General features: G+C 55.3%; 24 protein-coding genes and 1 other annotated feature. Of the genes, 4 read left to right on the forward strand and 20 right to left on the reverse strand.

What is annotated here, in order from left to right; all coding sequences use genetic code 11:
• Positions 1 to 13: 13 nt before the first annotated feature.
• From LKE23_RS02290 to LKE23_RS02300, 3 genes are all read right to left on the reverse strand, one after another.
• On the reverse strand, positions 14 to 1,963 hold the full coding sequence (locus LKE23_RS02290; RefSeq protein ID WP_291977894.1) for a PTS sugar transporter subunit IIA: 1,950 nt from the start codon (positions 1,961 to 1,963) through the stop codon (positions 14 to 16).
• 293 nt (positions 1,964 to 2,256) lie between these two features.
• Positions 2,257 to 3,264: a LacI family DNA-binding transcriptional regulator gene (locus tag LKE23_RS02295; protein ID WP_291978308.1), complete on the reverse strand. Its 1,008-nt coding sequence runs from the start codon at positions 3,262 to 3,264 to the stop codon at positions 2,257 to 2,259.
• 140 nt (positions 3,265 to 3,404) lie between these two features.
• On the reverse strand, positions 3,405 to 4,955 hold the full coding sequence (locus tag LKE23_RS02300) for a YfcC family protein (RefSeq protein ID WP_291977895.1): 1,551 nt from the start codon (positions 4,953 to 4,955) through the stop codon (positions 3,405 to 3,407).
• A 193-nt stretch (positions 4,956 to 5,148) separates the two neighbouring features.
• Here LKE23_RS02300 and LKE23_RS02305 point away from each other — a divergent pair, with 193 nt between their 5' ends.
• Together LKE23_RS02305 and LKE23_RS02310 are read left to right on the forward strand one after the other, a co-directional pair.
• Positions 5,149 to 6,459 carry a sensor histidine kinase gene (locus LKE23_RS02305; protein WP_291977896.1) on the forward strand — a complete coding sequence of 437 codons (1,311 nt, stop codon included), beginning with the start codon at positions 5,149 to 5,151 and terminating at the stop codon, positions 6,457 to 6,459.
• Positions 6,440 to 7,273: a DNA-binding domain-containing protein gene (locus LKE23_RS02310; RefSeq protein ID WP_291977897.1), complete on the forward strand. Its 834-nt coding sequence runs from the start codon at positions 6,440 to 6,442 to the stop codon at positions 7,271 to 7,273. The genes LKE23_RS02305 and LKE23_RS02310 overlap by 20 nt, the downstream gene beginning before the upstream one ends.
• Positions 7,274 to 7,381: 108 nt before the next feature.
• Here the strand turns inward: LKE23_RS02310 and LKE23_RS02315 are convergent, their stop codons facing one another.
• The 3 genes from LKE23_RS02315 to LKE23_RS02325 all read right to left on the reverse strand — a co-directional run bounded on the left by LKE23_RS02315 (position 7,382) and on the right by LKE23_RS02325 (position 12,334).
• Positions 7,382 to 9,538, reverse strand: a complete 2,157-nt coding sequence (locus tag LKE23_RS02315; protein WP_291977898.1) for a L,D-transpeptidase family protein — start codon at positions 9,536 to 9,538, stop codon at positions 7,382 to 7,384.
• A gap of 125 nt (positions 9,539 to 9,663) precedes the next feature.
• Entirely contained in the window at positions 9,664 to 10,614 is a 951-nt protein-coding gene (locus LKE23_RS02320) for a ketopantoate reductase family protein (RefSeq protein WP_291977899.1), read from the reverse strand.
• Between the two features lie 75 nt (positions 10,615 to 10,689).
• Positions 10,690 to 10,927 (reverse strand) — a binding site (T-box leader).
• 69 nt (positions 10,928 to 10,996) lie between these two features.
• Positions 10,997 to 12,334, reverse strand: a complete 1,338-nt coding sequence (locus LKE23_RS02325) for an MFS transporter (protein ID WP_291977900.1) — start codon at positions 12,332 to 12,334, stop codon at positions 10,997 to 10,999.
• Positions 12,335 to 12,425: 91 nt separating this feature from the next.
• Here LKE23_RS02325 and LKE23_RS02330 point away from each other — a divergent pair, with 91 nt between their 5' ends.
• Positions 12,426 to 12,977: a TetR/AcrR family transcriptional regulator gene (locus LKE23_RS02330; protein WP_291977901.1), complete on the forward strand. Its 552-nt coding sequence runs from the start codon at positions 12,426 to 12,428 to the stop codon at positions 12,975 to 12,977.
• Positions 12,978 to 13,046: 69 nt separating this feature from the next.
• Here LKE23_RS02330 and LKE23_RS02335 read toward each other — a convergent pair whose 3' ends face one another.
• The 14 genes from LKE23_RS02335 to fabZ (LKE23_RS02400) all read right to left on the reverse strand — a co-directional run bounded on the left by LKE23_RS02335 (position 13,047) and on the right by fabZ (LKE23_RS02400) (position 23,596).
• On the reverse strand, positions 13,047 to 13,835 hold the full coding sequence (locus LKE23_RS02335) for a biotin--[acetyl-CoA-carboxylase] ligase (RefSeq protein WP_291977902.1): 789 nt from the start codon (positions 13,833 to 13,835) through the stop codon (positions 13,047 to 13,049).
• Positions 13,835 to 14,599 carry an enoyl-ACP reductase FabI gene (gene fabI, locus LKE23_RS02340; protein WP_291977903.1) on the reverse strand — a complete coding sequence of 255 codons (765 nt, stop codon included), beginning with the start codon at positions 14,597 to 14,599 and terminating at the stop codon, positions 13,835 to 13,837. The genes LKE23_RS02335 and fabI overlap by 1 nt, the downstream gene beginning before the upstream one ends.
• An 11-nt stretch (positions 14,600 to 14,610) precedes the next feature.
• Positions 14,611 to 15,396, reverse strand: a complete 786-nt coding sequence (accA, locus tag LKE23_RS02345; RefSeq protein WP_291977904.1) for a carboxyltransferase subunit alpha — start codon at positions 15,394 to 15,396, stop codon at positions 14,611 to 14,613.
• The gene (accD, locus tag LKE23_RS02350; protein WP_291977905.1) at positions 15,389 to 16,225 is read right to left on the reverse strand and encodes an acetyl-CoA carboxylase, carboxyltransferase subunit beta; all 837 of its coding nucleotides are present in this window, start codon (positions 16,223 to 16,225) and stop codon (positions 15,389 to 15,391) included. Before accD ends, accA begins: the two co-directional genes overlap by 8 nt.
• Positions 16,212 to 17,594, reverse strand: a complete 1,383-nt coding sequence (gene accC, locus LKE23_RS02355; RefSeq protein WP_291977906.1) for an acetyl-CoA carboxylase biotin carboxylase subunit — start codon at positions 17,592 to 17,594, stop codon at positions 16,212 to 16,214. The genes accD and accC overlap by 14 nt, the downstream gene beginning before the upstream one ends.
• 11 nt (positions 17,595 to 17,605) lie before the next feature.
• Positions 17,606 to 18,040 (reverse strand): 3-hydroxyacyl-ACP dehydratase FabZ, encoded by a 435-nt coding sequence (fabZ, locus tag LKE23_RS02360; protein WP_291977907.1) that lies wholly within the window; start codon positions 18,038 to 18,040, stop codon positions 17,606 to 17,608.
• Position 18,041: 1 nt separating this feature from the next.
• Positions 18,042 to 18,473, reverse strand: a complete 432-nt coding sequence (locus LKE23_RS02365) for an acetyl-CoA carboxylase biotin carboxyl carrier protein (RefSeq protein WP_291977908.1) — start codon at positions 18,471 to 18,473, stop codon at positions 18,042 to 18,044.
• The gene (gene fabF, locus LKE23_RS02370; RefSeq protein ID WP_291977909.1) at positions 18,474 to 19,709 is read right to left on the reverse strand and encodes a beta-ketoacyl-ACP synthase II; all 1,236 of its coding nucleotides are present in this window, start codon (positions 19,707 to 19,709) and stop codon (positions 18,474 to 18,476) included. It lies immediately after the preceding gene.
• A gap of 15 nt (positions 19,710 to 19,724) precedes the next feature.
• On the reverse strand, positions 19,725 to 20,456 hold the full coding sequence (locus tag LKE23_RS02375) for an SDR family oxidoreductase (protein WP_291977910.1): 732 nt from the start codon (positions 20,454 to 20,456) through the stop codon (positions 19,725 to 19,727).
• Positions 20,447 to 21,379 carry an ACP S-malonyltransferase gene (locus LKE23_RS02380; protein WP_291977911.1) on the reverse strand — a complete coding sequence of 311 codons (933 nt, stop codon included), beginning with the start codon at positions 21,377 to 21,379 and terminating at the stop codon, positions 20,447 to 20,449. Before LKE23_RS02380 ends, LKE23_RS02375 begins: the two co-directional genes overlap by 10 nt.
• Positions 21,379 to 21,627 (reverse strand): acyl carrier protein, encoded by a 249-nt coding sequence (locus LKE23_RS02385; RefSeq protein ID WP_291977912.1) that lies wholly within the window; start codon positions 21,625 to 21,627, stop codon positions 21,379 to 21,381. Before LKE23_RS02385 ends, LKE23_RS02380 begins: the two co-directional genes overlap by 1 nt.
• A gap of 19 nt (positions 21,628 to 21,646) precedes the next feature.
• A complete protein-coding gene (locus LKE23_RS02390) occupies positions 21,647 to 22,618 on the reverse strand; it encodes a beta-ketoacyl-ACP synthase III (RefSeq protein WP_291977913.1) in 972 nt (323 codons plus the stop codon).
• Between the two features lie 22 nt (positions 22,619 to 22,640).
• Entirely contained in the window at positions 22,641 to 23,081 is a 441-nt protein-coding gene (locus LKE23_RS02395; protein ID WP_291977914.1) for a MarR family winged helix-turn-helix transcriptional regulator, read from the reverse strand.
• 77 nt (positions 23,082 to 23,158) lie between these two features.
• Positions 23,159 to 23,596, reverse strand: a complete 438-nt coding sequence (gene fabZ, locus LKE23_RS02400; RefSeq protein ID WP_434737625.1) for a 3-hydroxyacyl-ACP dehydratase FabZ — start codon at positions 23,594 to 23,596, stop codon at positions 23,159 to 23,161.
• Positions 23,597 to 23,915: 319 nt separating this feature from the next.
• Here fabZ (LKE23_RS02400) and LKE23_RS02405 point away from each other — a divergent pair, with 319 nt between their 5' ends.
• Positions 23,916 to 24,494, forward strand: coding sequence for a DUF7679 family protein (locus LKE23_RS02405; RefSeq protein ID WP_291977916.1), 579 nt, complete (start codon positions 23,916 to 23,918; stop codon positions 24,492 to 24,494).
• Positions 24,495 to 24,522 lie beyond the last annotated feature (28 nt).

Here is a 24,522-nt window from a genome sequence, read left to right on the forward strand (position 1 = left end):
AACACTCCTCTACTTACTTAAATTCGACGTCGACGACAGAATCACCATGGCTGACCTGCTTGCCAGGCTCGAGCCCCTTCATCGCGCTAATCCGCTTTGGCTCCGTGAAGAAGGTGACGACAACGTCCTGGTAACCAGCATTGAGAATCTGGTCACGGTCAAAGTCAAAGAGCAGTTGACCGGCCTTGACCTCTTCCCCATCGGTGTAGTGGGCGTTAAAGCCTTCGCCCCGCATGTTCACGGTGCCGACCCCGATGTGGATGACCATGCCCAAGCCCTGATCGGAAGTGATTCCGAAGGCGTGGCGGGTGCCGAAGGTAAAGTTGATCTGACCGTCAAACGGTGCATAGATCTTGCCCTCGCTCGGCTTAATGGCAAAACCAGTTCCTGGGAACGGCTGGCCATCGGCATCAATGACTTTCTTCATGGCCATTACCTTCCCGCTAACCGGAGCGGCAATGGTTTCGGTCTTAGCACCATCTTCCGTCTTTTCTGCAGGCATTTCAACCGTGGCATTAGCGGTGCTTTCGGCATTGCCGTTAGCCAGCTTATCCTTCAATTCTTCAACAATGACTGCGTGCTTCTTTTCACTCAGGGTTACCTTCCAAGCAAAGACCAGGATTGACAGCATTGCAAAGACCAACGGAATGTAAAAGGCCATGCTATCAAAGGTGTGAATGTCGTGGGCCGTCATGTCGGCAGCGGTTGCTGAACCGGTCATTCCGGCGGCGATGGCGATGTAACCAACCAGCCCGTTGGAGATGGCACCGGTCAGCTTATCGATCATTGGCCGAACGGCAAGGACAACGGCTTCGTTCCGCTGGCCGTTGTGGAGCTGACCGTATTCAATGGCATCGGTCAGGGTCAGCACAGTAACCAGCTGGGCGAAGTTGATGTTAAAGAGTACCAGACCAAGGTCCATCATGAAGACATTGCTCCGGAAGAAGATGAAGATCACGTAAGCCAGTCCCATTGAGATCTGACCACCGATGAAGAGCCACTTCCGCGGGATGAACTTGTTCAAAATTGGGAAAAGTGGGCTCGTGCAGAAGCCGATGATCGTGGCAATGACACCAACGATCCAGAATTGTCCAGGCTTACCAATGACGAACTTGTAAAGGTAGAACAGAACCCCGTTGGTGATAACGTAGGCACAGGAGTAAAGCAGGTAGGCTAAACTTGGCCACAGGATCTGATCGTTGTGGAAGATGGCGGAGAACACTTGACCGATCGTGGTCTTGTCCTGAGCCGACTTCCGAATAATGTTGTGCTTTTCCTTGGTTCCCAGGCAAACGGCGATCGCACTCAGCAGGGCAACGGCAGAAACGATGGCCGCAAAGGCAAACCAGCCGACCGGCCCTTCGTTGTGCTTCCCGGTTGCCAGGAAGGTGAAGTAGGTAACGGTTGGAACAACGATGATCGTCAGACCGTTCCAACCAATCGTTCCGGCAAAGGCACCCAGTGAGGTGTAAATCCCCCGTTCCTGAGAGTCTTCACTGATTGCTGGGACCATTCCCCAGTAGGAAACATCCGACAGGGAGTAGAAAATATCAAAGGTGATAAAGATAATAACGAATAATACCGCAAACAGTACCCAGTTAACCTTGGCCAGGCCAAAGATCCCGGTAAAGAGAATCAGGAGCAGGATGATACTGACGATGTTCCCGGCCATGATCCAGGGCTTGAACTTACCCCAGCGTGACTTGGTATTGTCAACAATGTTCCCCAGCAGTGGGTCAATCAACAGTTCCAAGATCCGGACCCCGACGATCAGGCCGGTAATCAACCCGATCAGCCGGTTGGCAACGGATTTCGGCAGGCCGTTAAACATCCCACCAGTGACAAAGATGATAAAGTAGGTACTCATTACCCCGTAAAAGGCAGAGTGACCAACGTTACCAAAACAGAATGATGCACGAGAAGCAATCTGCTTCCCGGTTAGTTTGTGGCTAGTTGCTGCCATGCTATAACCTCCTCAACGATAATTCTTGTAATCGTTTTCAAGGGTTATTATACGTCCTTTAAAACATTTAGTAAATAGTTTATGAAGAAAAATAAAATATTTACTAAATGAAATAAAAAAAGGCTGGGAATTAACCTAGCCTCTTTGCTGTTATATAGCTTATAAATGCTACGACGCGGTAGCTGGCTGGATCCTGAACGTTGATAAATCAACGCCCAGGACGCCTAGCCAGCCTCGCGGGGGTGGGAAGACGAACTCGCAAGCGAGTTCTGCCCCACCGCCTTACTAGTAGCTTAAGGAATGAAACTCTTTCGCACCACCAGATCGGTGTTGACCTGGAGGTGAACGTGCGGTCGGCCAGGATGCTTAATTAGATCCTGCAACAGGCGCAGCGCCATCCGGCTGAGTGTTTCCTGGTTAATGTTGTAAGACGACAGCGGCGGTGAAACATAGTTGGCCACCTCACTGTTATTGATACTGACCACGGCGGTATCGCGGGGAACGATTACCCCGGCCTCATTGAAGGCCTGGAGCACGCCGACGCTCAGGGTATCGGAGGCGACGATGAAGGCATCCGGCAGATGATCACCTGACTGCTCGAGGACCCGTTTACCCAATTGGTAGCCCGTCGAGACGTTGAACTGACCGCCGATAAAGACGGGCGCCTCGCGAATCCCCTGAAGACTGGTAAATTCGCGAAAGGCAATCTCCCGGGCGTCCCGCTGCTGGATGTTGTTCAGGTTGAGTCCCTGCCCACCGATGAAGCCGATGCGCTGGTGACCGGCCGTCACCAGCTTTTGAAGGGCGTCCTGGACGGTCAACTCCAGGTTTGGCTTGACCGAGTCAAACAGGCGTGGCGCCAAGTTGATGTCGATGAAGACCCCCGCCGGCAATTTTTCATGCAGGGCCGTCAGCTTATCCAGGGTCACCCGATCGGCTCCCACCCCAATAAAGCCATTGAAGGCGGATGCTTCGGCAATCAAGTCGTCAATCTTTTGGAAGCTCTGCAGGGAAATCCCCTCCAGCTTGGCCTCATGATTGATTGCCCGCCGCAGGAAGGCAAAATACTCGTCCTGGAGCTGCTCTTCGCCGCTGATCCGGTAAAGAAGGGCAAGGTTGTAATGCTCAGGGCGCGCGGCCCGGCGCTGGTGATCCTCCCAGTAGCCTAATTCATCCGCGACCGCCATGATCTTTTGACGCGTCTCGGCGGTCGTTGAGAGGTTAGGATCGTTGTTTAGTAAGCGTGAGACTGTCGCCGGCGAATATCCCGCTTTCGCCGCAATCTCCTTGATGGTTGCGATTTTCGTCACCTTCTCCGTTCTAGTAAATCATTTACTAATAATCATTATACTATCCAATTCAGGGGAAAGCGAGTGAACAATCGGCCTTCTTTGCCCAGTAAAAAAGGCCGCCTCCTAAAAAGAGACAGCCGTTGTGCCAACTAGGCAAGCAGTACTTCGGTTACCAAGATCCCGCCACCGAAGATGAGGACGAAGAGGACCACTGGCCAAACGAAACGGAACCAGTGCGAGTACTTCATGTCCAGCATCTGCAGCGTTGCCATTACCAGGCCGGTCGGGGCCAGGAAGAGCATTGCGTACTGACCGAACTGGTAGGCCGTAACCACGATGTAACGTGGAATGTGAACCGTGTCGGCCAGCGGAGCCATGATTGGCATTGCCAATACGGCCAGGCCGGATGAGGATGGCACGATGAAGCCCAGAACGAAGAAGATCAGCATCATCATGATGATGAAGACGGACCCGCTCATGTGCTTAACCAACTCGGATGACGTGTAGAGAATCGTGTCGGAGATGTAACCTTCGTTTAAGATGTTGTTGATTCCCCGGGCCAGACCGATGATCAAGGATACCCCAACCAGGCTGGCGGCACCGTTTGAGAAGGCCTCGGTGGTCTGGTATTCACCCAGGCCATCCTTCTTCCCAAAGCAGGTCAGGAACATGATGATCACGGCGATCAGCAGGAATGAAGCCGCCATGTCAGGGAAGGCCCAGTTCTTCGCCATCACACCCCAAATCATGATCGGGAATGCGCAGGCAAAGAGGACCAGGATAATCTTCTTCTTCGTGGTGAAGGAGAGGTCCTTTTCCTCCGTCGAGTCCATCGACCACATTGCGTCGAACTTGGCCTTGTCCTCGTAGGTGTAAGAGAAGGTTGGATCCTTCTGTACCTTGCGGGCGTACCAGTGCAGGTAGAAAAGCAGGCAGATCACGGCAACCGTGAAGCCGACGATCCGGCCCGTCATCCCCTGAGTGAACTGGGTTCCGGCAGCGTTCGAGGCAATTACAACTTGGAACGGGTTGATGATCGAGAAGGTCGTCCCGATGGAGGAAGCCAAAAAGATCGCCCCGACGGTCACGATCGAGTCGTAACCCATCGAGATGAATACCGGTGCCAGGATTGGGTAGAAGGCCACGGCCTCTTCCTCAATCCCACACAAGGTCCCCCCGAAGGCCAGCAAAACGGCAACCATGAAGACGAGGACGAATTCCTTCCCCTTTGAACGCTTGGTCAGCGCCTCCAGTCCGGACTCAAAGGCCCCACTCGCCTTGACGACCCCGATCAGGCCCCCTAAGACGAAGATGAAGATCATGATGTCCACGGCCTGCATTGTCCCGTTGACCATACTGGTAAAGATTGAATAAAGGCTGGCCGGGTGCTGCTTCAGGCGCTTGTAGGTTCCGGGTACCGAAACCGGCTTGGAGATCGCCCCCGAGGTAAACTGGTCAATGTCAATCTGGACATTCAGTTTCTTCAGTGATGCCTGGGTAGCTGGCATGGTGGTCTTCTTGCCGCTCGGCTGGGTCACCGTCAGCTCGTGGTGCCCATAGGAGACCTTGGAATAGGACCCCGCCGGCACGAACCAGGTCAGCATTACTGAAATCACCGTCAGGAAGAACAGGATCGTGAAGGCGCCGGGCATCTTCAATTTCCACTTTTTCTTCTGCGGCTGTTCGACAGTTGCGTCCATAATCTTAACTCCCTTACAATAGAATAATTGCTTTCACCATCAAGACGCTGTCAGATCGTCAACTAGCGTATAATGATGAATGATGGGGCAAAATGCGATCGTTTCGTCCCCAAAAACACTTTTTATTATAGAAAGCGCTTTCCGATATATTCAAAAAAAATCACAAAAATTCAAAGCAGCTTCAGAGGTAATCATGATCAAGAACCCCAGTTTTCTTAATTATCATAAGTGGCAGCGGATCATCATCGCGGCCATCTGCGTCGCCCTGGCCTCCCAGGCCGAATTCAACGCCTTCGTGCCCGGCTTTATCATTGCCCTTTCCGCCCTACTCCTGCCGGTTTTTCTCTACTTCAACCAGGACCTTAATCCCCTCCAGCTGGGCTTTGCCATCGCAATCGCCTCGCCGGTTTTTCGCGGCCTGATCCTGCTCCTCACCCACAACACCACCCACGTCCTCAGTTACACGGTGGCCGACATTCTCTATTTTAGCTGCTACGTAATTATCTACTACCTGCTCTACTGGCAGCGCCACTTCCGCAACAATTCGGCCTTCTTTCTAACGATCGTGATCTGTGATTACCTGTCGAACTTATTGGAGATCGGCTTCTTAACCCGAATGCAGGGTTTGACTCTCTACGTCGTCGAACTGGTCTTTGTCGTCGCCCTGGTCCGCACGCTGGTGGCCACCCTTATCTCCTTTCTTTTTCACTATTTTCAACTGCTAATCGTTCGCAGCGAGGAACATGAGCAACAGTACTACCACTTCATCTGGGTGGCCGCCGCCGTCAAGAGCGAGGTCTACTTCATGAAGAAGAACGTCAACGATATCGAGGCCGTCACCAAGAACGCCTACCTGCTCAACGAGCGTCTCAAGGCTGAGCAGCTGCCGGAAGAGCAAAAGATGGCCTATCAGATTGCCCAGCGGGTCCACGAAATCAAGCACTCCTACCAGGACGTCATTAAAGGACTGGGCGACTACTTCGACGACCAGAATAATGCCCCAATGAGAATGAACGACATATTAAAGATTGTCAGCTCCTATTCCCAGATGATCATTCATTCCCGGCATCTTAATATCAACCTGGTGGTCCAAAACAATCTCGACTGCACGGTCCCCGAGCACTACTACCTGGTGACGATTCTGTCCAACCTAATTCTCAACGGGATCGACGCGATCGGCAAGAAGCATAGTGGCGAAATTGTGATTGCGGTTCAGGACCAGGGTAAAGACGTCCAGATCACCGTTCGCGATAACGGCAGCGGGATCCCCGAGGCGATGCTGCCGCTGATCTTCAAGGCGGGCTTTTCAACGAAGTTCGACCAGTCCGGCGACATCTATCGGGGGATCGGTCTCTCCAACGTCCAATCAATCGTCCAGGATCAGTTTGCCGGCCGGATCACGGTCAACTCCAAGCAAGGGAGCGGCACCACCTTTCACGTTTTCCTGAATAAGAAACTACTAACTAGCAAGGGAGTTAATGAAGATGAAGTTTTACATTGTTGATGATGATCAGGCAATCCTTTACGTCCTGCAAAACATCATCGAGCAAAATTTCAACGACGAGGTGGTCGGCATGACCACTGATCCCCGCCAGGCCCAAAACGAGCTTCAGCTGCGGGACGTTGACATCGTGCTTGCCGACCTCCTGATGCCCGACCTTTCGGGGATCGACCTCGTCAAAGCGGTCAAGGCAAGCAAGCCCCAGGTGCGGTTCATCATGATCTCCAAGGTTCAGGATAGTGAGCTGCGGGCCAAGGCCTACCAGGCCGGGATTGAATTCTTCATCAATAAGCCGGTCAACCTTATCGAGGTCAAGACGGTGATTGCAAAAGTGGAGCAGAGTCTCCAGATGGCCCAGCAGCTCTCGTCGATCTCGGCGATGGTCAACCAGTTTAATGGTGCCAAGCCGGCCCCGGAACCGGTTTCCGTCAGGGAAAGGGCCAACACAATCCTCAAGACGCTCGGCATGGCTGCTGAGCTGGGCAGCGCTGACATTCTCCGGGTGATCACCCTGATGGACAACGCGAATGAGCACTACCGCGACGTCGACCTCACCGGCCAGCTCCAGATTGACGGTCACGAGAGGAAAATCATGGTTCAGCGAATGCGCCGGGCCATCAAGGTTGGACTAGTCAACCTGGCCAACCAGCTCATCGATAACCCCGATGATGAACAAATTAAGCACTACGCCAACACCCTCTTTGGCTACGAAAACGTTCACCACCAGATGCTTTTTCAGCAGCACGAACGGCCCAGCGGTGGTCGGGTGGTCATGCAGAATTTCATGGACGGGTTGCTGAGCGAGAGTCGGGATTAATAATAAAGAACCATAAAACGCGACCCGCGGTCTTTTCCGATCGCGGGTCGCGTTTTTAGTTAATTAACTTTACAGTTGCGCTTGGACTAATCAAGGCTTTGATCTTGATCAATTATTAATTACGACCTTCGTGCCAGTCGGAATATTATTCATAAACCACTTGGCGTCAGCGACCGAGAGTCGAATGCACCCGTGAGAACCGGTAGAAACGCCGAGCTTGCGGCCTTCATCCGGCTTGTAGTTACCACGAGAATCGGTTGGTACGGAGTGGAAGAGGTAAACACCATGATACAGGAAGGAAGTCCAGTAGTTTGCTCCTTCACCGAGGCTGGCATTGTAGAAGCTGTTGCCCCGCTCACTTTGGATGTAGTAGGTGCCCGTTGGCGTCGTACTCCGACCATTCTGGTAAACCCCGGCCGAGCAATACATTACGTAGGCAATATTGTCGCCATCCATGATGAAGACCCGGTTTTGACCGATCGAAACCTTGATCCACAGATGAGCTAGCTGGGAAACGTTTGGGTAGGCAATCGTTTCAGAGGATTCGTAGTAGTTAATTGGCGTCCGCATTGGGATCCAGTGGCCCGATTGATCGAAGTAGTAGGTAGTGCCGTTAATATTGTGAACGCCAACATACATCCACGCGTTTTCGGGATCAAGGTAGTACCACTGCCCATTGAGTTTTTGCCAGCCGGTTAATGCCCAGGCATTTACTGGGTCAAAGTAGTACCAATTACCGGCCGCGGATTGGTACCAGCCCTTGACCGCCCAAGCGTTTGTCGGATCAAAGTAGTACCAGTGGCCGTTGATCTTTTGCCAGCCGGTCAGCGCCCAGGCATTCGTCGGATCGAGGTAGAACCAGTTGCCGGCCGGAGATTGGTACCACCCCTGTTTGGCGGTACCATCATCATTGAAGCAGTACCAGAGACCCGCTGCAGATTGATACCAACCGGTTTGCGCGCTGCCGTTGGCATTAAAGTAGTACCAGGAATTGTTGAGCTTTTTCCAAGTATCCGTCAGCAGTGTCTCGGTGGAAGCATCATAATAATAGTGCTCACCATTGACAGTGTTGAGGCCGTCAACCAGTACCTTGGCAGTAAGTGTATCGTCCAGTGAATACTCTTTCCCGTTAATGGTCAATTTAGCCGCCTGATCACCAGTACTTTGGTAATAGGCCAGTTTGCCATTGACAATCATCAGCCCGGTGCGCTTATTCCCCGTCTGTGGGTCAAAGTAGTAGTGCCGACCATTAATAACCGTATCACCGCTGCTCCGCCGGCCCGTTTCCGGATCATAGTATTGCTGACCATCGTTTTGCCAGCCGGTCAGCGCCGCACCATTATTCTGGAAAAAGTAATGAGCACCGGCGATAACTTGCTCACCGGTCTTCATTGCGCCGTAAGTTCCGTCATGATTTTCGTTTAAGTAGTAAAGTTGACCGTTGATCTTTTGCAGGCCTACCTGCATCTGACCATGCTGATCGGGAGAAAGATAATACCAGTGGCCAGCAATTTGCTGCCAACCGGTCAGCGCCCAGGTCTGGTTTGGGTCAAAATAATACCAAGCATTATTAATTTCCTGCCAGCCACGCAAAGCCCAGGCATTCGTCGGGTCAAAGTAGTACCAGTGCTGATTGATCTGCTGCCATTTAGTCTGTGCCTGACCGCTTTGTGGATCAAAGTAATACCAGTTGCCGGCTTGCGTCTGGAACCAGCCCTTGGTTGCCCAAGCATTGGTGGGGTCGAAGTAGTACCAAGAATGGTCAAGCCGTTGCCAACCAGTCAGCGCCCAGGCGTTTTGTAAGTCAAAATAGTATCGGTTGCCAGCCGCAGACTGATACCAGCCAGTCTGGGCGTATCCGTCATTGTTAAAATAGTACCAATTATTGTTAACCTTTAACCATTGGTTAGTGACGTTCTTGCCCTGGCTATCGGTATAGGACCAACCATTGGCCGAGTTAGTCCATTGATTGGCCTGGTTGGCCTTAGCCTGCGAGGTCGACACCTGGTCTTGCTGGTCATTCAGCGTGGCTTGATTCTCCCCCGCTGCGCTATTTTGGCTAATTTGGGACTGTGCCTGAGAATCATTGGCTTGCTGGGGCGTTGACTGCTGCTGAGGCTGGACCTGTTCAACTGGTGCGGAAGCAGTCGTCGTATCCGCATTGGCAGCTTGGGCCGTCAGCCCGGCCGCAGCGGTCAGGGCCGCGACGGTGATAGTCGCCGTCAGCCACTGTTTACCGGCCTTATAGAGTTTCTTGTGGGTCATAAATTGTTCCTCCCTAAAATAAATTACAACCTTATAATAACATCCCAAAATCAGTATTTTAGATTACAAACACAAAAAAACGATGAACTGCCCGCTAATGCAGAGCAGTCCATCATTACTGTTTCTTATTTCCGGGCATCCCGCGTTGCCTCGGCCAGGTGAACCAGGTTGGTCACGAAGGCGTGGGTCTTGGCCTCGTAATGGTACTTGCGGCCGAGCTTGACAAAGTAGCCGTTGATGTAGTCGACCTCGACCGGCCGGTTATGGCTCATGTCTTGGTACATCGATGGGTAGTGGTTCGGGTTGCCGACCTTGGAAACGTAGTCGACGCTCTCCAGTTCCTCGGCCCGGGTCGAAACCAGCTGAACCCCGGCCCGTTCACAGACGTCGTAGGCCTCGTCGATCAGCTGACGGGACAGGTCATCGGCCTTTTCAAAGCTGGCGTACTGGCCCATGGTGATTTCAAACATCGTACAAAGGGTGTTGACCACGGAGTTGAAGACGACCTTGGCCATCAGGGTGCCAAGGAAGTTGGTCTTCAGCGACGGATTAAAGTTAGCCTTCTTCATTTCGGCCATCAGCTCGTGGGTCTTCTCGTCCGGCTTTTCGGTGTAGTTGGCCCAGTTAGTGGTCCCCATCCCCGGTTCACCGACGAATTCGACCTCGCCCGGGCCGGTCAGGATGGTGGCAACCAGCGCGGTCCCGGCCACCAGCTTTTCCTTTGGGAAGTACTTCAAGAGCTTTTCGACGTGGCCCATCCCGTTCATGGCGGTCAGGCAGTACTGGTCCTTGAAAAAGTGAGCGCAGCGCTTCAGCATATCGTCGAGCTGCATTTGCTTGAGCTCAAAGAAGACAAAGTCCGCGTCGGTGGCGGTGTATTCCTCCGGCGTGTAGACGTTGACCGGAACCAGGTGCTTGTTCTTGTGCTCCCGGGTCACGTAGACGCCGCCCTGCTCCTTCATCTTGTCATAGTGGGGCTGCCAGGCTTCGACAAAGTCAACCTCATTCCCCGCTTCCTGCAGCAACACCCCAAAACGTAAGCCCATCGCACCGGCTCCAACTACTGTAAACTTCATAATCAATCCATCCCTTCTCATTAAATCTTAAGAGTTGCTGATTATAAAAAAAGCGCCCCTCGACTCATTGCTGAGTCAAGGGACGCTCGCGCGTGTTACCACCCTAAATTCACTAGCAGCTCGCACCACTAGCCTCAATGTTCAGCGACCAGCGCTAAACACGGCAGCTGTAATGGGCTGCACCCACCGCGGGTTACTGATGTTCACCCGGGCACTCAAAGTGATCTTCGCCTGACCGCACCGATTTCCTCTCACCAAACGGAAACTCTCTGCGCGCTGCTGGTCGGACTACTTGTCTTTTCAACGTGTTTTTATAATCATTTTCTAATTGCATTTTAATTTACACGCACCAGGCAAAATTGTCAAGGGAATTTTGCAATTTTTATTCAGCTTCTTCTTTTCCTGCCAAGATTGCAAGCAAAAACGTCAGTGTCATCATGGCAAGCGCGACGATCATCGCCACCCGAAACTGGCCATTAACATCACCCGCACTCACAAGGCTGGTCCCAAGATTGACCATCACGGCCAGGCCGAGCACGCCGCCGAGCTGATGAGCAACGTTGACGAGCCCCGAGGCTGTGCCGCTGTGCTCCGCCGGCACCTGATAGATTCCCATGTTGGTTGTGGGAGCAAGCGCCAAGCCCTGACCGCAGCCAAGGATCAGCATTGGCAGACCGGTACCCAGCCAGTAACCGCGGCCATCCATCACGAGAGCCAGCCCAAAACCCGCCAGCATGGTCAAACTAGCCAGGATCAGCACGCCCTTGTCGTTCCACGCGTTGATCAGCCGGGGAACCACCATCGCGGCCAAGAAAAGGGTCACCGACAACGGGAGATAGGCAAAACCGACTTTGAGCGGCGAATAGTGCAGGACCTGCTGGAGGTATTCCGAAACGAAGAACCAGTAGCCAAGCACGGCCCCATTGAGGATCGCCCGGCAAAGATACCCATTTGTCCGCACCCCGTTCTTAAAGATTCGCAGTGGCAACAGCGGAGACTGACTGCGGTGTTCGATGACCACAAAGGCAATCAGGAAGATCATCGCAAGGGCCAAAACGAGCACGGGATGACTGGCACCATTCAAGCCCCAGACAAGCAGGCTGCAGGCCAGAACCGAGGTAAGCGTACCGAGCAGATCAAATCGTTCGTGCGTTTGGGAGGTGGCCGACTCCTCGAACGTCCGCCACGACAGGGCCAGCATCAGTAGGCAGACCGGGACGTTCAGGTAAAATCCCAACCGCCAGGACCACAAACTGGCAAAGAGACCGCCGAGCACCAGGCCGATGCTCGCCCCCAGTCCGGAAACCGAGCTATACCAGGCGATCGCCTTAACCAGAGCGGGGCCCTCAAAGTAGTCGATCAAAAGCGCCATGCTGGTTGGCGCCAGCAGTGCCGAACCCAGCCCCTGCAAGAAGCGGGCGGCGATCATGACACCACCGCTCGTAGCCAATCCTGACAGCAGTGAACCGAACAAAAAAATTGCCAATGCGATGTTTAAGATCCTCCGCCGGCTAAATGCATCGCTGAGTCGCCCGCTCAGCAGCAAGAAGCTGCCAAAGGCCAGGCCATAAGCGTTTTGGACCCAGGAAAGACCCACTTGATCCAGACGCAGGTCGGTTGCAATCTTCGTCAGGCCGGTGATCACCAGGCAGTTCGACATCGCCGTCAACAGGTAACTGAGCATCGCAATCGTTAAAACTATTCGTTGCCGAAAATTCATGTTTTCCTCCTTAACGGAATATATTCCGTTTATTCATAATGGTATACTATTCCTCAGAAGAAATTTTGTCAATTTTCACTGGAGGCAAACTATGCGAACGGACGCTCAACACAACCGCCAAAAAATATTTAAAGCTACCGAACAGCTCCTGGCAGAAAACGCGGCCGACCAGATTACAATGGCCCAAATTGCCCGGGCCGCCGGGGTCGGCGTGGGAACCCTCTACCGGAATTTTCCCACGCGGGGCGACCTCTTCATCTCCCTGGCTTACGCCCAGCTCGATGATTACCTCGCCCGCGAGGAGACTGTGATCCAGAATAAGGATATCAGCCGAGAAACGGTGTGCCAGGTGCTCGGCGACTACCTAAGCTTTCGGGAGCACCGTCAGCACCTCTTGCCCACCGGTAGCCTCGAATCAGCGACCCAGTATTATTCCCGGACCAACTATCAGCGACTCCACCACTTGTTCGCCAATTTGATTGGTAAGGCCAATCCGGGGCTGAGTTCCATCACAGTGGCCTTTCGCGCCGACATGCTGATCGCCTGCTTACGGGGCGATAGCTACTACCTACAGCGTACGGAACGGCAGTTGGTGCCGGAGCAAATTTTGGACCAGCTGCTGGCGCTCTTTTTCCCGGAATAATTCCAGATACTAACAAAATCCCAGAGTAATGATCGTAACTACTCTGGGATTTTTGTCTTAATCTGTCTTTTAAAAATAAACCTTGGCCACCTCGCCGCTAACCAGGCGGTGCTCACGTCCATAATCGTCCCGGACCACTAAGCGAGCCTGGTCATCGATCCCAATTGCTTGCCCCGTCAGCTCATCCTGGCCCGTGCTTAGGCGAACCCGGTGGCCCGCCAGTAATGAATACCGCCGATATTCTGGCAGCAATCCTCCCGAGCGGTACTCCACGTGAATTAGTGTTAATTGATCAAGCAGGTGAGCAATCAGTCGACTGCGGGCCACCCTTTGTCCTGGCACGACGGAACCAGCAGTGGAGCCTAAAGAATCCGGAAAGCTGACCGTCGTTAGATTAATGCCGATCCCGATGACGCACGCCGACCGGCCGTTTGAGGAATTCTCCAACCTTTCGGTAAGGATTCCGGCGACCTTTTTCCCCCGACAATAGACGTCATTGACCCACTTCAGACGCAGGTTATTCTCCGGGCAGCATTGGTGCAGGGCTCGTACCACCCCCACACCGACGCCAGTGGTCAGCAGGCCGGGCTGGCTAACCGCTTCAGCCGGCCAGAGCAGGCTGAGATAAATGCCGGTGCCACTGGGGGCATAAAAGGAACGGCCGGCCTTCCCGTATGCCGCCGTCTGCCGATCCGCGATTACGGCGACTGCTTGGTTCTGCTGGTGCGCCCGCCAGTATTGCCTGGCGAAATCCTGGGTTGACCGCAGGATCGGCTTGACAATTACGGCGCCACCAAACTTGGTTAAATGCTGCCGGATCGTCGCTGCCGACAAATCGCTACCATTGTTTACCATCATTACATCAAGTGGACGCCCTTGTCGACGTAAATGACGTCGCCGACAATGCCCGTCGAAAGATCGCTCATCAAGAATGCGCAGGTCCCGCCGATCTGCTCCAGGGTGACGCTTTCTCCGTCAACGGTCCAATCCCGTGACAGTTTCAGAAGGTCGCTGTGCCCCTTGATCCCGGTAACAGCCAGGGTCTTCATCGCCCCCGCCGAAATTGCGTTGACCCGCACCTGATCCGGCCCCATGTCACGGGCCAGGTAACGAACGCTGGCTTCCAGGGCCGCCTTGGCAATCCCCATCACGTTGTAGTTTGGGATTGCCCGTTCGGCACCGAAGTAGGTCAGGGTGACGATGCTGGCGGGGTGCTTCAGCAGTTCAAGCTGCTTTGCCCACTTGGTCACGGCGATTAGCGAGTAGGATGAAATATCCTGGGCCAGCGCGTAGCCATCGCGGCTAATGTTGACGCTTGAACCGCCCAATTCTTCCTTCTTCGCAAAGGCAATCGCGTGCACGATGCCATCCACCGCTCCGAAGCGCTCCTTGATCTGCTTAAAGGCGCTCTGAATGCTGTCGTCACTAGCAACGTCACACTCAAACAGTCGCTGGTCATCGTCCACGAGCCGGCTAATCCCCCGCTTCAGCCGTTCGTTTTGGTAAGTGTAGATAACCGTGGCCCCCTGCGCCGCCATGGCTTGGGCGCATCCCCAGGCAATGGAGCGCCGGTTGGCAACCCCCATGACAATAATCTGCTTGTTTTCAAGTATTCCTGACATATCTTCCTCCATTAGAATTTACGGTAGCGTTCGTGACGCCGTGCTATCAGCTCGTCTTCTGGCAATCTTTCAAACCTCTGCAGCGCCGGCCACAGTGTCTGGTTAATATTGGCAATTACTTCTTGATGGTCGGCGGGCTCGGCAATGATTCCGTCGATCACCTTCTGGTCCAGTAAGTCCGGCGGCGTCAGCCTCATCAACTCGGCGGCCTCGTTGGATCGCCGCTGGTCCTTCCACAGGATCGCGGCAAAGCCCTCCGGCGAAAGGATCGAATAAGTGCTGTTCTCAAGCATCCAAACGGCATCGCCACAGGCAAGGGCCAGGGCACCGCCACTGCCCCCTTCACCGAGAATGACAGTCAACACCGGCGTTTTCAGACGACTGATTTCCAGCAGGTTCTGGGCGATCGCGTCCCCCTGCCCGTTCTCTTCAGCCGACTGCCCCGGATAGGCGCCGGGCGTATTCACGAAGGTGATGACCGGGCGCCGAAACTTTGCCGCCGCCTTCATCAGACGCAACGCTTTTCGGTAGCCACTTGGCGTCGGACAACCAAAGTGCTTGGCCGCCCGCTCCTCCGCGCCGGTCCCCTTATCGGTCGTGATGACCGTCACCGGCTGGCCGTGAAAAAGGCCGATGCCGCCGATGATTGCCGGGTCGTCGCCGTGCTCACGGTCCCCATGCAGCTCCATGAAATTGTCGATCAGGGAATGGATAATCTCCAGCCCCGTCACCTTCTGCGGGTCCCGGGCCGCCGCCACTACCTGGGCGCTGGTTTTTGGTTCACTCTTCTTATCCACCATACTTTAGCAGCCACCTCAACGTTTCCTTTTCGTCCTGACGTTCGACAATCCGATCCACGAAGCCGTGCTTCAGCAAATTTTCCGCATCCTGCAGGTCCGCTGGAATCCGCCGGCCGGTCGTTTGCTCGATCACCCGTCGACCCGCAAAGCCAACCAGGGCGTGGGGTTCGGCAAGCGTGATGTCGCCCTGCATCGCAAAGCTGGCGGTGACGCCGCCCGTCGTCGGATCGGTCAGCACAACGATGTAAAGCAGACCGGCCGCGGAGTGCCGGGCAACGGCAGCGCTGACCTTGGCCATCTGCATTAGCGACAAAATCCCCTCCTGCATTCGGGCACCACCCGAGGCAGTGAAGAGGACCACCGGCTGCTTGCTAGCCGTTGCCCGTTCGAACAGCCGGGTCAGCTTTTCGCCGGTCACGGTGCCCAGCGAGCCCATGATAAAGGTCGGGTCCATGATGCCGAGGCGAAAATGAACGTCGGCGATCCGCGCTTTCCCCGTCCAAACCGAGTCGTTCAAACCAGTTCGTGCCTGAGCCACTTGCAGCTTTTCGCGATAACCGGGAAAGGTTAACGGGTCAGTCGTCTCCAGGTCGGTATCTTCCGGCACTGCCTCGTCCACCAGCCACTGCAAGCGCTGACGGGCGCTGATTCGAAAGCCATAGTGGCAGTGCGGACAGGTCTGGTAGTCGTCCAGCTGCTTGGTCACCAGCGCGGATTGGCACTTCGGGCACTTCTTCCATAAGCCCCCGGGCACCTTAGCATCCGCCTGGCGATCGGCCTTGACGTGGTTGGCACTCAAGGTGTTGTTCTGGTCAAACAGCTTCAATTTCCTTCACCCTGCCTTTCTGTCGGGGCAAGAACGATTTCTCCAGATAAGCGGTGGTGAACTTGCCCGAAACAAAGCCGGCGTCATTTAGAATTTCCTGCTGAAAATCCTGGTTGGTGTGAATGCCAGCAATTACCGTTTCCGCCATCAGGCGCTTGATCTTTTCAATGGCCTCCTGCCGGTCATGTCCTAATGCGATCACCTTGGCGATCATCGAGTCGTAGAAGGGCGTGACGGTCGCTCCCTGATAGAGGGCAGTGTCGATTCGCATCCCGAGATTGCCCACCGGCAGGTAGAGAAACTTAACCTGACCCGTCGAAGGCATGAAGTCGCGGGCCGGGTCCTCGGCGTTGATCCGACACTCGATCGCCACCCCCCGTAGTTGAATATCCGCCTGGCTAAACGGCAGCGGCTCACCAGCGGCCACTTTAACCTGGGCCTTAACGAGGTCGATCCCGGTCACCATCTCGGTCACCGTATGCTCCACCTGAATCCGGGTGTTCATCTCCATAAAGTAGAAGTGGTGGTCCGCGTCCATTAGAAACTCAATCGTCCCCGTGTTGAGGTAGTCGATCCCGTCGGCCACGCGGAGGGCCAGGCGGCCAAGCTCTGCCCGTTCGTCCTCACCAATCAGGACGCAGGGACTCTCCTCGAGCACTTTTTGCTTATTGATCTGCAGTGAGCAGTCCCGCTCTGGAAAATAGACGCTGTGCCCAAAGCCATCGCGGAAGATCTGGACCTCGATGTGCTTAACGCCTTCCATGATCTTTTCTAAATACATCCGGTCGTCGCCAAAGGCCAGCCGGGCCTCACTCTGGGCCTCGCTAAAGGCCGTACGCATCTGCTTTTTGTTTTCCACCCGGCGGATCCCTTTGCCACCGCCACCAGCGGCTGCTTTAATTAGGACCGGGTAGCCGATCTCTTCGGCAACCGCGACGGCATCGGTGACGTTATCGATATAGCCGTCGCTGCCGGGAATGACGGGAACCCCCAGCCTTTGCATCTGCTGGCGGGCGTGTTCCTTGTTCCCCATCAGGTCGATCGTCCGTGCGTGCGGCCCAATAAATGTGATCCCACAGGCCTGACACATTTCGGCAAACTCGCTATTTTCTGATAAAAAACCGAAGCCTGGGTGAATTGCCTGGGCACCGGTGCCAACCGCGGCCGCCAGAATGTTCTGCATGTTCAGGTACGAATCCTGGGCGCGTGCGCCGCCGACACAGACTGCCTCGTCGGCCAGCTGAACGTGCAGGCTCTCGCGGTCAGCGGTCGAATAGATTGCGACCGACTTAATCCCGAGCTCGCGCAGGGACCGAATGATCCGCACCGCAATTTCTCCGCGGTTGGCTACTAATACTTTTGTGAACATTGCAAAATCACCTACCCAATAAAGAATGTCAATTCGGCGCTGCAGGCACGCTCCCCGTCCACGGTGGCCTCTGCCTTGCCAACGCCAATGTTGCGGTGCATCTTCGTCAAGTGGACCTCAAGTTTCATCACGTCGCCCGGACGGACAACGCGACGAAATTCCGCCGTCTTGATCCCGCCAAAGTAGGCGGTCTTCCCCTTGAATTGCGGGGCGGTCAGCAGGGCCACCGCGCCAGTCTGCGCCAGTGACTCCACAATCAGCGCGCCGGGCAGGACCGGATTGTGGGGGAAGTGCCCGTTGAAGACTTCCTCGTGGATCGTGACGTTGCGGGTCGCGATCGCCATTTCACCGGGGACCAGTTCCTCAACCCGGTCAATCAGTAGCATCGGGTAACGGTGGGGGATGATCTGTTGAATTGCCTCACTGTCTAAGTTCACTTTTGCCATTTTATTGTTGCTCCTTTGTTAAAGTAAATAACGGCTGATCGACTTCGACGAGTTCCCCGTTTTCCACGTTAACCGCCTTGACGGTACCGCTGACCTTTGCGCGAATCTCGGTCATCATCTTCATGGCCTCGATCACGCAGACAACGTCGCCTTCCTTAACTTGGCTGCCGACGTGAACATAGGGCGGCTGTTGGGGCTTGGCCTGGAGGTAAACGGTCCCGACCAGGGGGGCCTTGATCTGGGCGTCCCCTTGAGCGGCGTTCGCTTCTGGGGACGGTTCCTCAACCGCCTGCGTTGGCATCGGCTGGGCTTCACCGGTCCCCGCCTGGTTCTTGCTCAGGTAGAGATGAAAGTCCCCGTCGTTGATCCTGAGTTCACGCATCGATGACTGATCAAAGGTCGCCATGATTTTTTCTAGCTCTGCCAGTTCCACTTAATCACCCCATTTGCGAAAGGCCAGTACCGCGTTGTGACCGCCGAAGCCAAAGGAATTGCTGATGGCGTAGCGGGCATCCGGGGCCGACTGGTTGTCATGATTGACCAGTTGCACCGGGCATTCCGGATCCTGGTTAAAACAGCCGACGTTCTCCGGCAGCTCTCCCCGGTCCAGTGCGGCCACGGTAATCACGGCCTCGATCGCCCCGGCAGCGCCCAGCAGGTGGCCGGTCATCCCCTTGGTCGAGCTGACCCGGACTTTGTTGTCCGCGCCGAAGACCTGGCGAATGGCCTTTGCCTCGCCACTGTCGTTAGCCTTGGTGGCAGTACCGTGGGCGTTGATGTAGGCAACCTCACTCGGTGCTACACCGGCCTCATCAATTGCGGCCTGCATCGCCCGGGCCGCCCCCGCACCGGACGGATCCGGGGCGGTGATGTGGAAGGCATCGCAGGTTGCACCATAGCCGACAACCTCACCGAGAATCCGGGCGCCGCGCTTGCGGGCATGCTCGAGGCTCTCAAGCACCAGGGCCCCGGCACCCTCGCCGAGGACGAAGCCGTGCCGGTCACGGTCAAAGGGCAGTGAAGCCCTTGCCGGGTCCGTGCTGGTCGAAAGCGCCTTGAGTGCGGCGAAACCGGCAATTCCAATCTCGTTGACCGACGCCTCGGCACCCCCGGCAATCATCACCTGGGCACGGCCCTCTTTGATCTGACGAAAGGCTTCCCCAATCGCGTTGGTCCCGGTTGCGCAGGCCGTCGTGACCGAGGTGCAGATGTTTTGGGCGTTGAAGCGGATGGCGATGTTGCCGGCCGCCATGTTCGAGATCGCCATCGGCACAAACATCGGCGAAACCCGCCGTGGCCCCTTCTCGTGCATCTTAATCACCTGCTCCTGGATGGTGGTCAGGCCACCGATCCCGGAGCCGTAGATGACGCCCATTTCCTCTGGCCGGGTGTTTTCCGCGTCAATCCCCGCCATCTCAATCGCCTCCGCGGCCGTCTGAACGGCGTACTGCGAATAGAGGTCCATCCGCCGGGCCGCCTTCGAACCCACGTAAGCTTGGGGATCAAAGTCATCGATCTCCCCGGCAACGGTGATCCCGGTGTCGGTGGCATCAAACTTCGTGATCGGCTTGATGCCGACCTGGCCCTTCAGCGTATTTTCGACAAAATTATTCAGGCCGTTGCCATTGGGGGCAATCGCGCCCATTCCAGTAATTACTACGGTAGTCATTTTTTCACCTCGTGCTTAAATCGTCATCCCGCCGTCAACCACGATCGTCTGACCCGTCACGTAATCGTTTTGGGCCAGGAAAATAGCGGTCTGGGCAACCTCATTGGTCATCCCCAGACGCTTGAGCGGGATCAGGGCAACCAGCTGCTTTTGGATCCGCGGACTGAGCTTGTCCGTCATCGCACTCTTGATCATCCCCGGGGCGATGGCGTTGCAGCGAATCCCGCGCAGGGCGCCTTCCCGGGCCGTGGTCTTCGTCAGGCCCACGATCCCGGCCTTGCTGGCGGCATAATTGGCCTGGCCCGCGTTTCCGTGGAGACCGACCACGCTGGCCAGGTTGATAAAGCAGCCCTGACGCCGTTTATACATCTTCTTCAGGAGGGCCGCCGTCAGCAGGAATGGCCCGCGAAGGTTGACGTCGATCACCTGATCAAAATCGGCCGGCTTCATCCCGACCAGTAGCTTGTCATCGGTGATCCCGGCGTTGTTGACTACCACGTCGACCTGGCCGAATTGATCCCAGGCGTCCACAGCGAACTGCTTGACGGTCGCCGGGTCTGCTAGATCGGCCGCCAGGAAGGCGTAGTCGGCGCCGAGCTCGTCCAGCTGTTCTTTGAGCTCCGCTGGCAAATCCGAGCGGCCGTTTAGGATCAGCCGACTGCCGGCCGCCGCAAATGCGAGGGCCGTTGCCGCCCCGATTCCCCGGGTGCTTCCCGTTACTAATACAACTTTTTCTTTTAGGTCCATTGCTGATGCTCCTCGATAAATCTGTCGTAGTCCGCCCGGCTTGCAATATTGGCGCGCTTCAAAGAACGGTCGACCTGGTGGGCAAAGCTGGTCAAGGTCCGTCCCGGCCCAATCTCCAGCGTGGCGTCAATGCCCGCGCATTCAATCAGGTATTGAAGGTCTGCTCCGAAGTGGGTTGGCACCGCCAGCTGACGTTCCATGATCGGGCCAATCGTCGCCGCTTGGAACGGCTCAACGGTCGTATTGCTGATCACCGGGAGTGCGGGCTGGTTGAACTTCACGTCCTTCAGGCGCTCGTGCATCCGATGCGCAGCCTTATTAAATAGCGGGGTGTGAAACGCCCCGCTAACCTTCAATATCACGATTTTCTTTGCAGCACCCGCATCCTTCAACGCGTTGGCCGCCGTCCTCAGTTCTTCCGTCGGGCCGCCGATAACGACCTGGCGCGGCGAATTGTAATTGGCCACCCAGACCGTTGGATAGGCGGATAGAGTCTCCTGGACACGCTCCAGATCAGGGCCAACCAGGGCCGCCATCGCGCTTGGCTGGGCATCGGCGTCGGCCTGCATGTAGCGGCCCCGGTCGGCCAGGAGTGCAATCCCGGCGTCAAAGTCGATCGCCCCGGACGCAATCAGACCCGCGTACTCGCCCAGGGAGAGGCCGACCATCCCGCCGACCGGCAGCTTGGGCAGGTCCCGCTGCAGGAGCCGGTAGATTCCGGCGCTGACGGTCACCAGGGCGGGTTGGACGTTGGCTGTTTTTGACAGCTCGCCGTGCTCACTCTTCATGATCTTGCGCAGGTCGAGCTGGGCAGCCGCGCTGGCTTCCTCAACGGTCTGGGCGAAGAGCGGGTCGGAATAAAAGTCAAGCCCCATCCCCGCCTTCTGGGCCCCCTGACCGCTGAATAAGATCGCGAACTTCATTATTCTTTTGCTGCCAGCTGGGAAGCCACGAAGTCAACCACGTCGGCAATGGTGTGGAGCTGGACATCATCGTCGTCCAGTTCGATGTCGAACTTGTCTTCCAGTTCGTTCATGATTTCAAAGACGTCCAGGCTGTCGGCATTCAGATCGTTTTGGATATTGGTGTCCATCGTGATCTTTTCGGCTGGAATGTCCAGTTCGTCTGCTGAAATGCTCTTAACGGTGTTGAAAATTTCTTCTTTAGTCATTGTTAAATTCCTCTTTCTTTTAATATTTAATAATCATTGTTCCACTTGTCAGGCCACCGCCAAAGCCGCTCAGGGCAAGCACGTCCCCGCGGCGGACCAGTCCCTTTTCAACGCACTCGTTCAAAAGAACCGGCTCGCTGGCCGCGGCGGTGTTGCCGAAGTCTGCGATGTTGGTCGGAAACTTCGCCAGCGGCTGCTCCAAGCGGCGGGCAACCTGTTGAATTATTCGAATATTGGCCTGGTGCAGGATGAAGTGATCGACGGCCTCAAGTGAAAGGCCAGCCGTGGTCAGGGCACCCTCAATTGAGCGCGGCACCTCGTGGGTTGCGAAGCGGTAAACCGCCCGGCCATTCATCCGAAACGGCTGCAGCTTGGCAACCGGGCCGGGAAAGACCGGGCTGGGCGCGGTGCCCCCGGCCGATAGGCTTGCAGCCTGGTCGCCAAAGGTCGCTAGCGACTCACCCAGTAGGTGCGGGGCCGACGTGGATTCAACCAGGACACCCCCGGCCGCATCGCCAAACAGGACGGCGGTGGAGCGGTCGTGCCAGTCGATCAGCTTCGAGAGAACCTCGCTGCCGATGACCATCGCCCGCGAAAAGCGCTTGCCATCCAGAAAACGGGCAACCGTGCTCAGGGCGTAGACGAATCCTGAGCAGGCCGCCGAAAGGTCAAAGGCCACTGCCCGACCGGCACCAAGCCGCCCCTGAACAATTGCCGCGGTCGAGGGCGTGCAGGCGTTGGACGACATCGTGGCAATCACAATCAGATCCAACGACTGGGCAGGCCAGCCAGCGCGCTTCAGGAGGCGATCGGCAACTTGTGTGGCCAGGTCAGCGGTATTTTCGCCAGCACTGATGTGGCGCCGCCTGATGCCGGTCCGCTCCCGAATCCACTGGTCGGACGTGTCCATGATCGCGGCCAGGTCGTCGTTGGTGACGATTCTGGCCGGTGCATAGCTGGCGGTCGTTACGATTCTCCACTTGTTGCTCATCTTGCTTCACAGTCCTCGCTTTTTAAGAATGCTCCTCCAGAAAGTCCTCCAGGTTGTGCAGGGCCTTGTGAACGGTCTTTAATTCCGTCTCGTCCATATCCTTCAGGAAGCTCTTCACCATCATGTTATGAAAGGCACGGTGGGCCCGGTACAGGACCCGGCCCTTGTGCGTCAAGCCCAAGCGAATCATCCGCCGGTCTTCCTGGTCCCGGAAGCGCTCGGCGTAGCCCTTGGCAATCAGGCGATCCACCATTGCCGTCATCGTGCCGGGCGTCAGGTGGAGCTTCTTAGCCACCTCGGAGACCGTCTGGTGATCGTACATGGTAATCGCGTCAATGGCGTGCATTTCCTTGATCGTCAGGTCCCTGAAGGTACTCTCGCGCAATTCCTTTTCCTCGATCCAGACGATCCCGTTGTAAACCCGGATCAGGGCCCGGTTAATTTCTTGGTAATCATCAGCCATAATAATCGCTCCTTATTTAGTTTGTAGTATCAAATAATTTAACTATCAAAGTATATTATAGCTGAAATCACCGGCAATTAAATTTTGGCATCACGGTCCGCAACGATAAAGACGAGCTGGGCACTGCAGGCCCGCTTTCCGTCAACGGTTGCCAGGGCGTCGACAATCCCCATCCGGGAACGCTTCTTCACCATCTTGATCTTCAGCTTCAAGACGTCCCCCGGGCGCACCACTTGGCGAAACTTGGCCTGGTGGATGGCACCGAGGTAGGCAGTCTTTTTATAAAATTCTGGCGACTTCAGGATCAAAACAGAAGCGGCCTGGGCGAGAGTCTCAATGATCAGTACCCCCGGCATTACCGGATTCCCAGGAAAATGCCCACGGAAGAATGATTCGTTGATGGTCACGTTCTTCGTTGCCACGATCTCCGAACCGGGGAGCAGCGAATCGACGTAATCGATGTAGCAGATCGGATAGCGGTTCGGGATCAGGTCCATGATTTCCTGAGCTGTCATTACAGGCAATTTGGTCACCTGCCTCCAAAAGTATTTCGAATATCAAATCATTCGATGGTCAAATTATATTCAGAACTATTTTGATTGTCAAACTACTTTTTCGATTAACGGCATTGAGCCGATGATTTGAAATTATTTTGACTGTTCAAAGGACCGTTCTTCAATATTGTTGTTTTGCCAAGCAGTTAATAAATTCATTTGTGCTTAATTTTTAAAAGAATTTTCGAAAATTGTTTGATTGTCAAAATAGATTGCCACAATTTCAGCTAGTCGTCACTATTCTGGTATACTGAAATTGTTACTAGAGGAGGAGATTTTGATGGACACTCGGGATTGGTCATTTGCACGGCGGGCACTAGCAGAAAAGAAGCAAGAGAAAACCAGGCAGCACCACAAACATAGATCAAGGGAGGTCTACTGGGTCCAGGTCCGCTTCACCGACGGCCGGATCGCCAACTATCAGTTGCCCCGCGACCTGCAGCAGGCACTGCACCAGCATATTCAAGAACATCCCCACCACTGGCAGGAGATCCTCCTGGGTGCTCTGATCAACGTCCCGGTGAGCGCATATCATAATGGCAAGGCTAAGATTAAGCCGGCCGTGATCCTGCGCATCCTGATCCTGCCAGTTGCGGCCCACAATCCCCGCTGGACCGCCCGCAGCCAGTTCGTCCTTCCCGACTGTTCCTGGTGGCGCTGGCTCTTTTACCCGCCCCGTTTGGAGCACGAGAAGAATTTTCTGACTCATGACTTTTCAACGACCAACCAGCAGCGCATCAAGGCCACCATCGACGACTACCGGCGCCAGCAAATCCGCTGGCACTGGCGGCGGGCAGGCAAATACATTAGCCTGGCGGTGTTCTGCCTGCTCATCGCTGGAATTTTAGTGGCAATTTAAAAACTCGGTGAATCATCCCGCCTGAAGG

It is taken from the genome of Limosilactobacillus sp. (genome assembly GCF_022482365.1).
In the GTDB taxonomy this organism is placed as follows: Bacteria; Bacillota; Bacilli; order Lactobacillales; family Lactobacillaceae; genus Limosilactobacillus.

Bases quoted from the DNA above. Each gene is read 5' to 3' on its own strand.
- LKE23_RS02290 (WP_291977894.1), bottom strand. From the start codon at position 1,963: ATGGCAGCAACTAGCCACAAACTAACCGGGAAGCAGATTGCTTCTCGT.
- LKE23_RS02300 (WP_291977895.1), bottom strand. From the start codon at position 4,955: ATGGACGCAACTGTCGAACAGCCGCAGAAGAAAAAGTGGAAATTGAAG.
- LKE23_RS02305 (WP_291977896.1), top strand. From the start codon at position 5,149: ATGATCAAGAACCCCAGTTTTCTTAATTATCATAAGTGGCAGCGGATC.
- LKE23_RS02310 (WP_291977897.1), top strand. From the start codon at position 6,440: ATGAAGTTTTACATTGTTGATGATGATCAGGCAATCCTTTACGTCCTG.
- LKE23_RS02315 (WP_291977898.1), bottom strand. From the start codon at position 9,538: ATGACCCACAAGAAACTCTATAAGGCCGGTAAACAGTGGCTGACGGCG.
- LKE23_RS02320 (WP_291977899.1), bottom strand. From the start codon at position 10,614: ATGAAGTTTACAGTAGTTGGAGCCGGTGCGATGGGCTTACGTTTTGGG.
- LKE23_RS02325 (WP_291977900.1), bottom strand. From the start codon at position 12,334: ATGAATTTTCGGCAACGAATAGTTTTAACGATTGCGATGCTCAGTTAC.
- LKE23_RS02330 (WP_291977901.1), top strand. From the start codon at position 12,426: ATGCGAACGGACGCTCAACACAACCGCCAAAAAATATTTAAAGCTACC.
- LKE23_RS02335 (WP_291977902.1), bottom strand. From the start codon at position 13,835: ATGATGGTAAACAATGGTAGCGATTTGTCGGCAGCGACGATCCGGCAG.
- fabI (WP_291977903.1), bottom strand. From the start codon at position 14,599: ATGTCAGGAATACTTGAAAACAAGCAGATTATTGTCATGGGGGTTGCC.
- accC (WP_291977906.1), bottom strand. From the start codon at position 17,594: ATGTTCACAAAAGTATTAGTAGCCAACCGCGGAGAAATTGCGGTGCGG.
- fabZ (WP_291977907.1), bottom strand. From the start codon at position 18,040: ATGGCAAAAGTGAACTTAGACAGTGAGGCAATTCAACAGATCATCCCC.
- fabF (WP_291977909.1), bottom strand. From the start codon at position 19,709: ATGACTACCGTAGTAATTACTGGAATGGGCGCGATTGCCCCCAATGGC.
- LKE23_RS02375 (WP_291977910.1), bottom strand. From the start codon at position 20,456: ATGGACCTAAAAGAAAAAGTTGTATTAGTAACGGGAAGCACCCGGGGA.
- LKE23_RS02380 (WP_291977911.1), bottom strand. From the start codon at position 21,379: ATGAAGTTCGCGATCTTATTCAGCGGTCAGGGGGCCCAGAAGGCGGGG.
- LKE23_RS02385 (WP_291977912.1), bottom strand. From the start codon at position 21,627: ATGACTAAAGAAGAAATTTTCAACACCGTTAAGAGCATTTCAGCAGAC.
- LKE23_RS02390 (WP_291977913.1), bottom strand. From the start codon at position 22,618: ATGAGCAACAAGTGGAGAATCGTAACGACCGCCAGCTATGCACCGGCC.
- LKE23_RS02395 (WP_291977914.1), bottom strand. From the start codon at position 23,081: ATGGCTGATGATTACCAAGAAATTAACCGGGCCCTGATCCGGGTTTAC.
- fabZ (WP_434737625.1), bottom strand. From the start codon at position 23,596: ATGACAGCTCAGGAAATCATGGACCTGATCCCGAACCGCTATCCGATC.
- LKE23_RS02405 (WP_291977916.1), top strand. From the start codon at position 23,916: ATGGACACTCGGGATTGGTCATTTGCACGGCGGGCACTAGCAGAAAAG.